Origin of the sequence: Micromonospora sp. 050-3, from assembly GCF_046549335.1 — a bacterium.
Lineage (GTDB): Bacteria > Actinomycetota > Actinomycetes > Mycobacteriales > Micromonosporaceae > Micromonospora > Micromonospora trifolii.
Window position 1 is genome coordinate 2,196,948 of record NZ_JAJPVX010000002.1, and the last position, 12,895, is coordinate 2,209,842.

The 12,895-nt window shown below is 69.1% G+C and carries 9 protein-coding genes; 3 read left to right on the forward strand and 6 right to left on the reverse strand.

Features of this window, described 5'->3' with window-relative positions; genetic code table 11:
• Positions 1-80 precede the first annotated feature (80 nt).
• Complete coding sequence (locus ACLJOK_RS25260; protein ID WP_410821067.1) at positions 81-1,556, reverse strand: arabinofuranosidase catalytic domain-containing protein; 1,476 nt, start codon at positions 1,554-1,556, stop codon at positions 81-83.
• A gap of 205 nt (positions 1,557-1,761) precedes the next feature.
• On the opposite strand from ACLJOK_RS25260, the gene ACLJOK_RS25265 reads away from it, so the two are divergent.
• The gene (locus tag ACLJOK_RS25265; RefSeq protein ID WP_410821068.1) at positions 1,762-2,775 is read left to right on the forward strand and encodes a LacI family DNA-binding transcriptional regulator; all 1,014 of its coding nucleotides are present in this window, start codon (positions 1,762-1,764) and stop codon (positions 2,773-2,775) included.
• A 10-nt stretch (positions 2,776-2,785) separates the two neighbouring features.
• On the opposite strand, the gene ACLJOK_RS25270 is transcribed toward ACLJOK_RS25265, so the two are convergent.
• The 4 genes from ACLJOK_RS25270 to ACLJOK_RS25285 form a co-directional block, all read right to left on the reverse strand.
• The gene (locus ACLJOK_RS25270; protein ID WP_410821069.1) at positions 2,786-4,498 is read right to left on the reverse strand and encodes an amylo-alpha-1,6-glucosidase; all 1,713 of its coding nucleotides are present in this window, start codon (positions 4,496-4,498) and stop codon (positions 2,786-2,788) included.
• 56 nt (positions 4,499-4,554) lie between these two features.
• Positions 4,555-5,379 (reverse strand): carbohydrate ABC transporter permease, encoded by an 825-nt coding sequence (locus ACLJOK_RS25275; RefSeq protein ID WP_410821070.1) that lies wholly within the window; start codon positions 5,377-5,379, stop codon positions 4,555-4,557.
• Complete coding sequence (locus tag ACLJOK_RS25280; protein ID WP_410821071.1) at positions 5,376-6,215, reverse strand: carbohydrate ABC transporter permease; 840 nt, start codon at positions 6,213-6,215, stop codon at positions 5,376-5,378. The genes ACLJOK_RS25275 and ACLJOK_RS25280 overlap by 4 nt, the downstream gene beginning before the upstream one ends.
• 150 nt (positions 6,216-6,365) lie before the next feature.
• A complete protein-coding gene (locus ACLJOK_RS25285) occupies positions 6,366-7,604 on the reverse strand; it encodes an extracellular solute-binding protein (RefSeq protein WP_410821072.1) in 1,239 nt (412 codons plus the stop codon).
• A 299-nt stretch (positions 7,605-7,903) separates the two neighbouring features.
• On the opposite strand from ACLJOK_RS25285, the gene ACLJOK_RS25290 reads away from it, so the two are divergent.
• Together ACLJOK_RS25290 and ACLJOK_RS25295 are read left to right on the forward strand one after the other, a co-directional pair.
• Positions 7,904-9,739 carry an RICIN domain-containing protein gene (locus ACLJOK_RS25290; protein WP_410821073.1) on the forward strand — a complete coding sequence of 612 codons (1,836 nt, stop codon included), beginning with the start codon at positions 7,904-7,906 and terminating at the stop codon, positions 9,737-9,739.
• 185 nt (positions 9,740-9,924) lie between these two features.
• Positions 9,925-11,499, forward strand: coding sequence for an arabinofuranosidase catalytic domain-containing protein (locus ACLJOK_RS25295; protein ID WP_410821074.1), 1,575 nt, complete (start codon positions 9,925-9,927; stop codon positions 11,497-11,499).
• A 71-nt stretch (positions 11,500-11,570) separates the two neighbouring features.
• On the opposite strand, the gene ACLJOK_RS25300 is transcribed toward ACLJOK_RS25295, so the two are convergent.
• Entirely contained in the window at positions 11,571-12,893 is a 1,323-nt protein-coding gene (locus ACLJOK_RS25300) for a PHB depolymerase family esterase (RefSeq protein WP_410821075.1), read from the reverse strand.
• Positions 12,894-12,895 lie beyond the last annotated feature (2 nt).

Consider the following 12,895-nt stretch of genomic DNA (forward strand, 5'->3'; position numbering starts at 1 on the left):
GTCGGCGGAGTGAGGTCGCCGGCCGTACCGCCCCTGTGCACCTCGCGGGGGCGGTACGACCGGCGCAGTCGGGCGGTGGGTCAGCTCCGGGTAGCCCACTGCTGGTTGGTGCCGCCGTTGCAGGCCCAGAGGATGAGCTTGGTCCCGTTCGCGGTGGCGGCCGCGTTGGCGTCGAGGCAGAGCCCGGATTGGACGCCGGTGATGGTGCCGTTGGAGTTGAGGTTCCACTGTTGGTTGGTGCCGCCGTGGCAGTCCCAGATGATGGCTTGGGTGCCGTTGGTGGTGCCCTGGCCGTTGGCGTCGAGGCACTTGTTGCCGTACACCTGGAGTTGTTTGCCGGCGGTGTAGGTCCAGCGCTGCGCGGTGTTGCCGAGGCAGTCCCAGAGTTGGACCTGGGTGCCGTTGGTGGTGCTGCCGTTCGGTACGTCGATGCAGCGGCTGGACTGGCCGCCCACGACCTGGACGTTCTGCTGCGGGTTGCCGCCGCCGACCGGCGCGTAGGCGGCGGCGTTGATGTTGGCCTGGACGGCGTTCTCGGTGGCCGCCGTCGGGTAGCCGGAGGTGAGTACGCCCTCGAAGAAGGTGCCGCGACCGGTGATGCTGTTGTCACCGCCGATGCCGAGCAGGATGGCGCCTTCCTTCTTCATCGGGTGGTAGCCGTTGGGGCGTGGCCCGTCGAAGTAGGTCGTCAGGCTGCCCGACTGGGCGTTGCCGCCCCGGATCGCCCAGTGGTTCGGCTCGCCCTTGACCATGGCGGTGACGAAGCGGTGGTTGATCGACGCGATGTTGTTGTAGCCCGCGTTGACGCCGGAGAACAGCCCCCACTCCAGGTCGGCCATGATCCAGGGCCCGGCCCCCGCCCCATAGCCCCACTGCTTGTTGGCGCCGAAGTAGACGGTCTCCATGATGGCGCGTTCGTCGGCGAGGTTGTTGGTCTGCGCATTGCCGTAGTCGAAGCAGCACCACTGGTTGTAGTGCGTGCCGTCGACGACCGCGTAGATGCCCTCGGGCTGGTCGCCGGTCGCGACACCGTTGGTGTTGTTGTTGCGGTAGCCGGTGCCGGGGGCGATGTAGACGCCGTACGCCTTCTGGCCGCCGACGGTGACCGGCGCTGCCTTCGCGTCGGCGAGGTTGTCCCATCCGCCGGGGGCGGGGCCGGCGAAGCCGCCGGGGGGCGCCTGGGTGAGGCGGTTGTTGCGGCCGGACTGGTCGTAGATGATCGTGATGACGCAGTTGGTGCTGGCGCAGAACGTGTCCTGGGTGGCGGCGTTGGCGTAGCCGCCCTCGCTGAGCACGCCGACGTCGCGGGTGGTGTTGTCCGACGAGCGTCGGACCTGGTAGAGCGGGCCGTTGTACGCGCCGTACAGCGCGCGGGTGGTGCTGTGCGCGGCCACGCACGGCGTGCCGCCCGAGGCGTAGATGTCACACGGACCCGTGCCGGCGGCGTGGGCGACGCCCGGCGCGTCCGAGACCACATAGGCGCCAGCGCCGACGACGAGGACGAACAGGGTCCCGGCGGCGGCCATCAGGCGACCCAGTTTTCTCTTCACGTTCATCGGATCCTTTCGGGTGCGTGGTGGGGGTGGGCTGCGGCGGTGGAATTGACGTCACACGTCATACCTGTGACATTAATGGGTGTCCATCTATTGGCGCTAGTTGGCACGCGTTGGTCATCGATCGATGAGCCTGAGGACGGATATGCTGGTCGGCGGAGCAAGGTGCGTCCCCGTATCGGGGCAAGAATCGATTCGAGGGCGATTGATGAACATCGGGGAGATCGCTCGCCGGGCGGGGGTGTCCCGCAGCACTGTTTCCTACGTGCTCAGCGGAAAACGCAGCGTGTCGGAGGCGACCCGGCAACGGATCCAGTCGGTCATCGACGAGTTGGACTACCGCCCGAATGCCAGCGCCCGTGCTCTCAAGGAGGGGCGCACCCGCACCCTCGGGCTGGTCATCCCGCCAGCGAGCCAGCGGTTGACCGACATGCAGCTGGGCTTCGTCGCCAGCGTCGTCGAGGCCGCCGCCCGCCACGACCTCGACGTGCTGCTGTCCCCCTCGGGTGGCGACCATGACCGGTCGTTCGAGCGGATCGTCACCGGGCGTCGGGTGGACGGCGTGGTCCTCATGGAGATTCGGCTGGCCGACGACCGGGTGACCCGGCTGACCAAGGCCGGGCTGCCGTTCGTCACCATCGGCCGGACCGCCGAGCCGCACGGGATGAGCTGGATCGACATCGACTACGCCGGGCTGATCGCCCGGTGCGTGCAGCACCTGGCCGACCTGGGGCACCGGCACGTGGCACTCGTGAACCGGTCCGCCGAGTTGGTGGCCGCCGGATACGGCCCCAGCCATCGCGCGCTGACCGGCTTTCGCGCGGCGGCGGTGGAGCGGGGGTTGACCGGCGTGGAGGTTTGCAGCGGCGACGACACCGCCTCCGGCGAGGCGTGTATGGAGCAACTGCTCGCGACGCACCCGGAGGTCACGGCGGTGGCCACCATCAACGAGGCCGCACTTCCCGGAATGCAGCGCGCGTTGACCGGTGCCGGTCTGTCGGTGCCCCGCGACTTCTCCGTCGCCGGAGTCGCCGCGCAGCACTGGGCGGAGGATTTCCGCCCGCCGCTGACCGCCGCCGACGTGCCGATGGTCGAGATGGGCGCCGAGGCGGTGTCGCTGCTGCTGGAGATCATCGCGGCCCCCGGTGCCGTGCCACGACACCGCCTGTACAGCCCGCCGATCTCGTTGCGGTCCAGCACCGGCCCGGTCCGGGCCCGCTGATCCGAGCCGGCTACCCGCCCCGGACCCGCCGCTCCTCCTGGGCGGCGGCGAGGATGAGATAGCTGCTGGCGGTCCAGGTGTAGGCGCGGTCCCGCAGCCCGGTGCCGGTCTCGGCGTCGAAGTTCTCCGCGAAGCCGGACTTCTCGCACAGCGCGAGGAACCGCCGACTGATGTCGTCGGCGATCCTGGTCTGCCCGGCCCGACGCAGGCCGTCCTCGACCAGGACTGTGGAGGGCGCCCAGATCGGGCCACGCCAGTAGCCGTCGGCGAGGTAGTGGGCCGAGTCGGTCGGCTCGGTGGCCAGCCCGTGCGTGGTCAAGTGGGTTTCGACGCCGCGCGCCAGCGCGGCGGCCACCGGGGCCGGCAGATCGGCCCCGAGCGTGACGGGCATCAGGTCGAGCAGACTGCGGCTGGGTCGGCGGCGCCCGGTGTGGGGGTCCCGGGCGCGGAAGCGCTCGCCGTCCCACAGGTCGCGCAGCATGGCCCGGTGGATCCGGTCGGCCTCCCGGGACCAGCGGGTGGCCGGCTCACCCAGCTCGGTGGCGAGGTCGGCGAGGCAGCGAAGCTGCGAGACCAGGAACGCGGCGAGGTCAGCCGTCTCAAGGACCCGGTTCTCGTCGAAGGTGGTGGCGTTGTCCCAGCCGCTGTCGTTGCCGTGCTGGTAGTGCGGCAGGTCGTGGCCGGGAGCGCGCCGCGCGTCGAGCCAGAACCCGGTCCAGCGGGCGAGCCGGTCGTACGTCTGCGCGAGTGCCGCCCGGTCCGGCGGCTGGGGAAGGCGTCGGCGCAGGTGCCGGAGGGCCCAGCCGTGGATGGGGGGCTTGACGTAGTTGTGCAGGACCTCGGAGTGGGTGACCGAGTCGGGGAGGGCGCCGGACTCGTCCTGGTGGTCGAAGGGCAACTGGAACTGGTGCCAGGCCAGCTCCGGCTCACCGGCCGCCAGGGCGATCGCGTTGAAGCAGTGGTCCCAGCTCCACACCTTGTCCATCCAGTGCTTGGACATCAGGACGGCCGGCCGGGTGACGAAGCCCGCCGGGGCGACAGTTGCCGACCAGAGGACGTACGCGGCCAGCTCGGCGGCCGGGGTCTCCGGACCGCGCCAGGGCGCTATCGCGTCGACGAACGCGGTGAACTCCGCGAACCGGTCGCGGCACAACTGCTCGAAGGTGACGGATCCGGCGTACGGGCGGCGAGCGGTGGCGTACTCCTCGATCGCGATCTCCCAGGGCTGGTCGCCGGAAAGGTCCAGGGACCGGTCGGCGGCGCCGAGCGCCTGGGCGCCGTCAGTCCGCAGCAGGGCGCCGGAGAGCACCGTGATCCGGTAGCGGCGACCGGTCTCGTACGAGGTGAACACGTGCGATCCGTCGACCGGGTCGGCGTAGAGGTAGGTGCCGCTGAACGGGGTGAGCGTGTGCGCCGCCGCGGCCAACCGCAGGCCGAGCCGGTGACCCCGGATCCGCAGGGCGTCCGGCCCGTCGTAGACGGCCTCGATCCGGTCGGCCCCGTTGCGCCAGGTCAGCAGCGTGGGTGTGGCGACGACCGTGGTGCCGGCGACAGTGGGGGCCAGACGCAGTACGGGGTGCAGACCGGTCTGGTGTGAGACGAGGTGCAGGTCGTCGGCGTACGTCTTCTCGGCTACCACCGGGGAGATGTTGAACCAGGATCCGCGGTAGCTGAACGGGATGTCCTGGATTCCGAACTCCGGACCGGACGGGGCGACGGTCATGGGTGGCGGGTGCCTTTCTGTGGTGCGGGTGGTCAGTCCTCGACCGCCGCGGATGGTCAGTCCTTGACGGCGCCGGCGGTCACGCCCATCGAGACGTACCGCTGGGCCAGGATCAGCAGCACCGCGGCGGGGATCGAGGCGACGACGGCGGTGGCCATGATGGCGTTCCACTGCTGGTTGTTGTTGCCGATGTAGTGGTAGATGCCGAGGGTGATCGGCTGGTAGTCGCCGCCGCCGGCCAGGGTCGAGGCGAAGACGAAGTCCGACCAGGACCACAGGAACGCGAAGAGCGACACCGTGACGATCGAGTTGCGGCTGACCGGCAGCACGACCGACCAGAAGGTCCGCAGCCGGCCGGCGCCGTCGACCACGGCGGCCTGGAGCAGCTCGTCGGGGATGCCGGACATGAAGGCCGTGAAGATCAGGACAGCGAACGGCACCGCGAGCGTGGTGTCGGCCAGGATCAGGCCGGGGAGCGTGTTGAGGACGCCGAGGGTGAGGTAGATGGCGTAGAAGCCCATCGCCATGATGATCCCAGGGATCATCTGCGCGATCAGCAGCACGAAGCTCAGTGCCGGGCCGCCGGGTGGCCGGAGCTTCGCCAGCGCGTAGCCGGCGGGGGCGGCCAGTGCCACGGTCAGCGCCACAGTGCCGAGGCCGACCAGGAAGCTGGTCCCGAGGTACGGCAACTGCTGGTCGAGCACCGCCCGGTAGCCGTCCAGGGTGCCGTTGGTGGGGAACAGGTGTGGGGGACTGGCCCGCATGTCCTGGTCCCGGGTGAAGGACACGTTGATCATCCAGTAGACGGGGAAGAGCATCAGCCCGGTCAGCACCAGACCGATGCCGGTCTTCCACCAGGTCCGCGGCGTCGAGGTGGTCATCGCAGCTGCTGCCTCCGCTCGATCCGGATGTAGACGAGGCCGGCGATCAGGGCCAGCACGATGAGCAGGTTCCCGATGGCCGCGCCCGGGCCGAACTCGGGCAGCAGGTTGCCGAATCCGAGCCGGTACGACCAGGTGGCGAGTGTGGCCGAGGAGCCGGTCGGGCCGCCCTTCGTCATGATCCAGATGATGTCGAAGACCTTCAGTGTGTAGATCAGCCCCAGCAGCAGCGTGATCAGGGAGACGGGGCGCAGCAACGGGAAGGTGATCCCCCAGAACCGTTGCCACCCCGTCGCGCCGTCGAGCGCGGCCGCCTCGTACATCTCGATCGGGATCGCCTGTAGGCCGCTGTAGAGCACCACCAGGTTGAACGGGATGCCGATCCAGACGTTCGCGATGATCACCGAGGTGAGCGACCAGCCCGGCGAGGTGAGCCAGTTGACCGGGCCGATCCCGACGACGCCGAGCGCCGCGTTGACCAGCCCCGAGTCGCTGTTGAGCAGCCACGACCAGGTCGACGCCGAGACGATCAGTGGCAGCAGCCACGGTACGAGTATCAGTGCCCGCAGCGTGCGCGACAGCGGGAAGTGCTGGTGGAAGAAGAGGGCCAGGGCCATGCCGATGGTGAACTGGAAGGCGAGCGAGGCCACTGTGAAGACCACAGTGTGCGTCAGCGTCGGCCCGAATGCCGGATCGGTCAGGATTGTCCGGTAGTTGTCGAGGCCGGCGAAGGGCGCCCCGCCCTGCACGAACGAGCGGACGGTGTACTCGCGCAGGCTCAACTCGACGTTGCGGTAGAGCGGGTAGGCGTAGAACGCCGCCAGGTAGATGGTCACGGGTGCCAGGAAGCCCCACGCCCACCATCGGCTGGGCCGGCGGGCACGGGAAGGGGGAGGCCCGGGCGGGGCGGCGCTCGCCGCCCCACCCTGGCCGCGTACGGCGGTGGAGGTCTCTGTCGTGGAGGGCATGGTGTCGGTTCGGATCGCTTACCTGGTCGTGGCGGCGGTCTGCGCGGCGGCCAGCGCCTCCTGTGGCGACTTCCCGCCGCTGAGGGCCGACTGCACAGCGGTCCACAGCGCTTCGGAGATCTTCGGGTACTTCGTGCCGAGGTCGTCACCGGTGCGGCCCTTGGCTGCCCGGACCGCCTCCACCCAGACCTTGAGCTTGGGGTCCGCGGTGGCCTGTCGCTCCTGGACGGCGGCGACGGGTGCGACGTAGGAGAGCGTGGTGTCAGTGGTGAGGAGGTTGTCGGCGTTGGTCAGGCAGGTGACGAGCTTCTGCGACGTCTCGTACCGGCCGGTCTTCTTCTGCACCGGAATGGAGACGAACTCACCGCCGGTGGGCGCCGGGGCCGGGCCGCCCGCGCTGGCCGGGATCGCGATCGTGCCGTACGAGAAGCCGAGCTTCTCGGCGTTGGCCAGCTGCCAGGTGCCGTTCTCGGCGAACGCGTAGTCGCCGGTGGCGAACTCCTGCCAGCTCGTGGTCTGGGTGTTGTTGATGACGGAGTTCGGGGCGTGGCCCTGCTTGAGCCAGTCGGTCCAGAGCGTCAGCGCGGAGACCGCCTGCGGTGAGTCCAGACTGGTCAGTTGGGCACCGGAACCCCAGAACCAGGGCAGGAACTGGAAGCTGCCCTCCTCGGTGCCGATCGCGGAGAAGGTGATGCCCTTCTTCCCCTTCGCCTTGACCTTGGTCAGTGCCGCGGTCAGTGCGGTCCAGTCCTTGACGGCGGCGGGATCGACGCCGGCGGCGGTGAGCACATCCTTGTTGTAGTAGAGGGCGAGGGTGTTCGCCCCGATCGGCACCCCGTAGGTCTTGCCGTCGCTCTGGCCGGCGCCGAGCAGGTTCTTCTCCATGGCCGAGACGTCCAGCTTGTTGTCGTCGGTGGTGGTGAGCGCACCAGCTTCGGCCAGAGTTGAGATGACCGGGTTGTCCACGATCAGCACGTCCGGTGAGTTTCCCTGCTGGGCGGCGAGCAGCGCCTTGTTGGTCAGGTCGGTGGTGTCGTAGCCGGTTCGCTCGACAGTCACCCCCGCGGAGGTGCCGCACTTCTTGAGCAGCGCGACCCACTCGGAGTCGTCGGCGAACTGCGGATACGGGTCCCAGACGAGGTAGGCGCCGCCGTCGGCGGGGTCGTCGGCGGACGACGAGCAGGCGCTGCTCGCTACTGCGGCGAGAGCTATCACGGCGACGGCGGCCAGGCGCCGCCGACGACTGAGTCCGGTCATGTGGTGCCTCACTTCAAATCGATCGTCAGGTGGGGTTCGTGGGTTGATCGTCGCGGGTTGGATCAGTCCAACCATGATGCGAATCGATTCGACGAATCGGTTCGCCCGAAGATAGGTCTGGCCATGCCCGGGGGTCAAGGGTCAGTTGGTCGCACCGGGAGGATTGCTGGGCAACACGGGCGATACCTGGCCGTCACTTCATTGACATGGTTCAGTTCCCGGTCCTACGATCCGTGCGAATCGATTCGCAAGCGCTGCCCTCCGGAGAGCGTCCCCCGCGCCCCACCAAGGAGCCGCCCGTGAAAACCCCGTCCCGCAGCAGCTCAGGACGAGTCCGCGTGTTCGTGGCCCGACTCGTCGTCGGCCTGCTCGCCGCCGCTGCCGCCGTCACCGCCGTTTCGTCTCCCGCCCAGGCCGCCGACGAGTCGATCAGCGTCAACTTCGCCACCACCAGCGGTGCGCCGACCTACCGCGCCTCCGGCTGGATCTACGGCATGACCGAGAACGCCAGCGGTCCGGCCGACCACTTCTACCGGGACGTCAAGTTCCAGTACATGCGCGCCGGCGGCGCGCAGCTCCCGGGCAGTGGCTGGGTCGGCGGAACCTACGACCGCCGCTGGAACTCCACAGTCGCCCAGGCGCGTCGGACCACCGCCCTCGGCGGGAAGTTCATCATCCTGCCGCACGACCTCTGGGGTGCCGACGGCGCCGGAATCTCCCGCTTCCCCGGGGACAACGGCAACTGGACCGACTACGACAACTTCCTGACCCGCCTGATCAGCGACGTCCGGGCGTCCGGGCTGTCGGTGCAGTGGGACATCTGGAACGAACCCAACATCACCATCTTCTGGAACCGGCCGATCTCCCAGTACCTCGAACTGTGGCGGCGGACCTACCAGCGCATCCGGGCGGAGTTCCCCAGCCAGCTCATCGTCGGGCCGAGCTGCGCCTGCGTACCGTCGACCAACCACGCCTTCTGGAACCAGTACCTGGACTTCGTGCGCTCGACGAACACGGTGCCGGACATCATCAGCTGGCACTCGCTGCCCGGTGACCCGGTGGCCAACGTCGCCGCCGCCAACGCCACCCTCGACCCGCGCGGCATCGCCCACCCGCGTCCTTACCAGATCAACGAGTACGGCGCGCCCGACGAGCAGAACCCGGCCGACGGCGCCTGGTACATCGCGCGCCTGGAGCGGGCCAAGGCCGACGGCCTGCGGGCGAACTGGGCCAGCGGCGGCAGCCTGCACAACGACCTCGGCAACCTGTTGATCCGTAACTCGGCCGGCCAGCACCAGCCCAAGGGGGAGTGGTGGAACTACCGCTACTACGCCTCCCAGGTCGGGGAGAACGTCGCGGTGACCCCCAGCCAGTCGTACGACGCGTACGCCACGAAGACGGCGGGGGTGGCGAAGGTGCTCATCGGCGGTGGTCGTACCACCGGCAACCTGACCGTCAACCTGCAGCGCCTGGACACCACCAGCGGCATCGTGCAGAACAACCAGGTCCGGGTGCTCACCCAACGCATCCCGCACAACGGTGGCGGCGCGGTGGCGGGGCCGGTCACCGTCTCGAACAGCGTGGTCGGTGTGTCCAACAACAACGCCACAGTCACAGTGCCGTACACCAACCAGACCGACACCTACACCGTCACGCTGCTGCCCCCCGCGGATGGTGGCTTCCAGTCGGTGGCGGTGGCCCAGCACTCCCAGCAGTGCCTGAACAACGCCGGCCTGAGCACCGCCGACGGCAACGTCCAACAGCAGAACTACTGCGACGGCGGTGACCAGCAGCTCTGGAATTTCCGCCCGGTCGCCGGCGTGGCCAACACCTACACGGTGGTCAACCAGCAGAGCGGCAAGTGCCTCGACGTCAGCGGCGTCTCCACCGCCGACGGCGCGGCAGTGCACCAGTGGACCTGCCTGAACGCCCCCAACCAGCAGTTCACACTGCGCAAGGTGACCTACTCGGGCAACGACTCGCACGACTACCAACTCGTCGCCCGGCACAGTGGCAAGTGCGTCGATGTCAACGCGGTCTCCACGGCGGCCGGCGCGCTGGTCCACCAGTGGACCTGCAGGGCGGTCAACCTGGGCAGCCCGTTGAACCAGACGTGGCGGCTCCTGGGGCGGTAGGCGTCCCGGGGAAAGTGGTGCGCTGGCCGTCCGCCCAACGGCCAGCGCGCCACTCGGCACCACATTCATTGACATAAATTAAACAAAGGTCATACGATTCGCTGCGAATCGATTCGCCACCGCCACCACCACCCGTGGCGCGTCGACACCCCCACCGCGCTTCCACGACTCCGAGGAGCCACCTCGTGCGAACCCCGTCCCCCCTCGGGCCCGGAACAGCCCGTGATCTTGTCTCGAGACGTCAGCGCGCCCGACGTCTGACCGCCCTGGCGGCCGCGCTGGTCGGCATTCTCGTCGGCATCGGCGCCACCCCCGGTGCCCCGTCGCCGATCGCCGAGGCCGCCGCCGCCCCGATGGCGGCCGCCATCGTGCCGGGGCAGAGCACCCCGATCATCGGTACGCCCTCCGGCCGCTGCCTCGAAGTGCCCAACTCCAGCACCACCAACGGCACCCAGACGCAGCTCTGGGACTGCAACGGCACTGCCGGCCAGACCTGGACGTGGACGTCGACAAAGCAACTCCAGGTGTACGGCAACAAGTGCCTGGACGCCTCCGGCCGCGGCACCGCCAACGGCACCCAGGTGATCATCTGGGACTGCAACGGCCAGAACAACCAGCAGTGGAACGTCAACAGCAACGGCACCATCACCGGCGTGCAGTCCGGGCTGTGCCTCGACGCCAACGCGGCCGCCACAGCGAACGGCACCAGAATCATCCTCTGGGCCTGCAACGGCGGCGCGAACCAGCAGTGGGCCTCGCCGACCACCACCCCGCCGCCGACCAACCCACCGACCGGCGCGCGCCCGTGCGACATCTACGCCTCCGGCGGCACCCCGTGCATCGCGGCGCACAGCACCACGCGGGCGCTCTACGAGGCGTACGCCGGCAACCTCTACCAGGTCCGACGCTCGTCGGACAACACGACCCGCAACATCGGGCTCACGGGCACGGGCGGCACCGCCAACGCGGCGACGCAGGACTCGTTCTGCTCCGGCACGACCTGCGTGATTACCGTCGTCTTCGACCAGTCCGGGCGTGGCAACGACCTCTGGTACCAGGGGTCGAGCGTCGTTCCGGGCTCCCCCCAGAGCAGGCCGGCGACCGCAACCTCGGAGTCGCTGACCGTTGGCGGCGCGAAGGCGTACTCGCTCTACATCAACCCCGGCAACAGCTACTGGCGCGACGGGCACCTCACCGGCGTGCCGACCGGCGCGGCACCCGAGGGCATGTACATGGTGACCAGCGGGACCCACGTCAACAGCGGCTGCTGCTTCGACTACGGCAACAGCGAGACGACCAGGAAGGCAGACGCCGCCGGGGCGATGGACGCCATCAACTTCGGCAAGCAGTGCTGGTTCGGCGGCTGCTCCGGCAGTGGCCCGTGGGTGCAGGCCGACCTCGAGTGGGGTCTCTTCCCGGGTGGCAGCAGCTCCTGGAACCCGAACCAACGCGCATTCACCAGCAAGTTCGTCACCGCGACGCTCAAGAACAACGGCGTGTCCCGCTTCGCCATCAAGGGCAGCGACGCGCAGGCCGGCAACCTCTACACGCTGTGGGACGGCTCGCTCCCGCCGGGATACAGCCCGATGAAGAAGCAGGGCGCGATCATCCTGGGCAGTGGCGGTGACTGCTGCAAGCCCGACGGCGGCGCCAACCTGAGCGCCGGAACCTTCTACGAGGGGGCGATGGTCGCCGGCTATCCGTCCGACGCGATCGAGAACGCCGTGCAGGCCAACGTGGTGACCGCCGGATACCGCTGATCCTGGCGGCGTCCGAACGAGTCGTGCGCCGGTCACCAGCTCATGGTGACCGGCGCACGCGCGGATGGGTCTCAGGCGACAGTGCAGGACGCGCCGTTGAGGGTGAACGAGGACGGTCGGGTGTTGTCACCGGTGTGGGTGGCCTGGAAGCCGAAGCTCACCGAGCCGTTGGCGGGGATGCCGCCGTTGTAGGAGACGTTGCGGGCCGTCACCTGCCCCGAACTGGGTGAGTAGGTGGCGTTCCAGCCCGAGGTGATGGTCTGCCCACCCGGCAGGGTGAAGACCACTGACCAGCCGTTGACGGCGCTGGTGCCCGTGTTCGTGACGGTGATGTTCTCGGTCAGCCCGGTGTTCCAGGCGTTGACGTCGACAGTCACCCGGCAGGCGCCGGAAGCCGGCGGCGGCGTGGTCGGCGGCGGCGTGGTGGGGGGCGGCGGGGTGGTCGGGGGCGGCGTCGTGGGGTTGGTGAGTCCGAAGAACGCGATGGCTGACGCCGCCATGCCGCCGGAGGGCAGGCTGTGCCCGGCACCCTGGATGCTGTACGCCTCGACCTGGACGGTGCCGCCGTTGTCGGCGTACCGGCGCCGGTTCCAGTTGGCCTGAGGGGTGTCGGTGGAGGTGGGTGTCTGGCTCAGCCCGAACACGTTCGTCCACTGCTCGATCGCCTCCTGCAACAACGAGTACGGCACGAGCGTGTCGTTGGTGCCGTGCCACAGCTGCACGCGCGGGCGGGGCCCGGAGTAGCCGGGGTACGCCTGGCGGACCGCGTCGCCCCACTGCTGCGGAGTCCGGTTCATGTTTCCGCCGGTGCACTGGCTGCTGGTGGGCGGGTAGTCCGCCGCGTTGGCGAAGCAGTTGAACGGCACGCCCATGAACGCGGCGCCGGCCTTGAACAGGTCGGGATAGAGGGCGAGCATGTGGTTGGTCATCATGCCGCCGGACGAACTGCCGGTGGCGTAGACCTGCTGCGGGTCGGCCGCGTACTGCTGTTGCACGTACCGGATCATGGAGACGATCGACACGGGGTCGCTGCCGCCGCCACGTCGCTTCGCGGCGTCCGACCAGACGTCGAAACAGTTGCCGAACCCGGCCTGCTGGGTGGCGGACGGGTAGATCACGATGTACCCGTAGCGGTCGGCGAGGCTGGCGAACTCGCTCCCGGAGTGGAAGCCCGGGCCGGACCCGCCGCAGCCGTGCATGGCCACCACGACCGCAGGCCGGGCCGGGCGGTTGTCCGGCACGTAGACGTGCATGCGCATCCGGCCCGGGTTGTCGCCGAAGCTGGTCACCTCGGTCAGCGACGCCGCGTACGCGGGCCCGACCGTGGGGGCCACCAGGCCGGCCGCCACCAGTGACGCGGCCAGGGCGAGTAGCAGTTTCCTTCTGATTCTCAACT

What these genes read in the sequence shown, in the direction of transcription:
- ACLJOK_RS25260 (WP_410821067.1), bottom strand. Translation starts at nt 1,556, where the DNA reads ATGAACGTGAAGAGAAAACTGGGTCGCCTGATGGCCGCCGCCGGGACC.
- ACLJOK_RS25265 (WP_410821068.1), top strand. Translation starts at nt 1,762, where the DNA reads ATGAACATCGGGGAGATCGCTCGCCGGGCGGGGGTGTCCCGCAGCACT.
- ACLJOK_RS25270 (WP_410821069.1), bottom strand. Translation starts at nt 4,498, where the DNA reads ATGACCGTCGCCCCGTCCGGTCCGGAGTTCGGAATCCAGGACATCCCG.
- ACLJOK_RS25275 (WP_410821070.1), bottom strand. Translation starts at nt 5,379, where the DNA reads ATGACCACCTCGACGCCGCGGACCTGGTGGAAGACCGGCATCGGTCTG.
- ACLJOK_RS25285 (WP_410821072.1), bottom strand. Translation starts at nt 7,604, where the DNA reads ATGACCGGACTCAGTCGTCGGCGGCGCCTGGCCGCCGTCGCCGTGATA.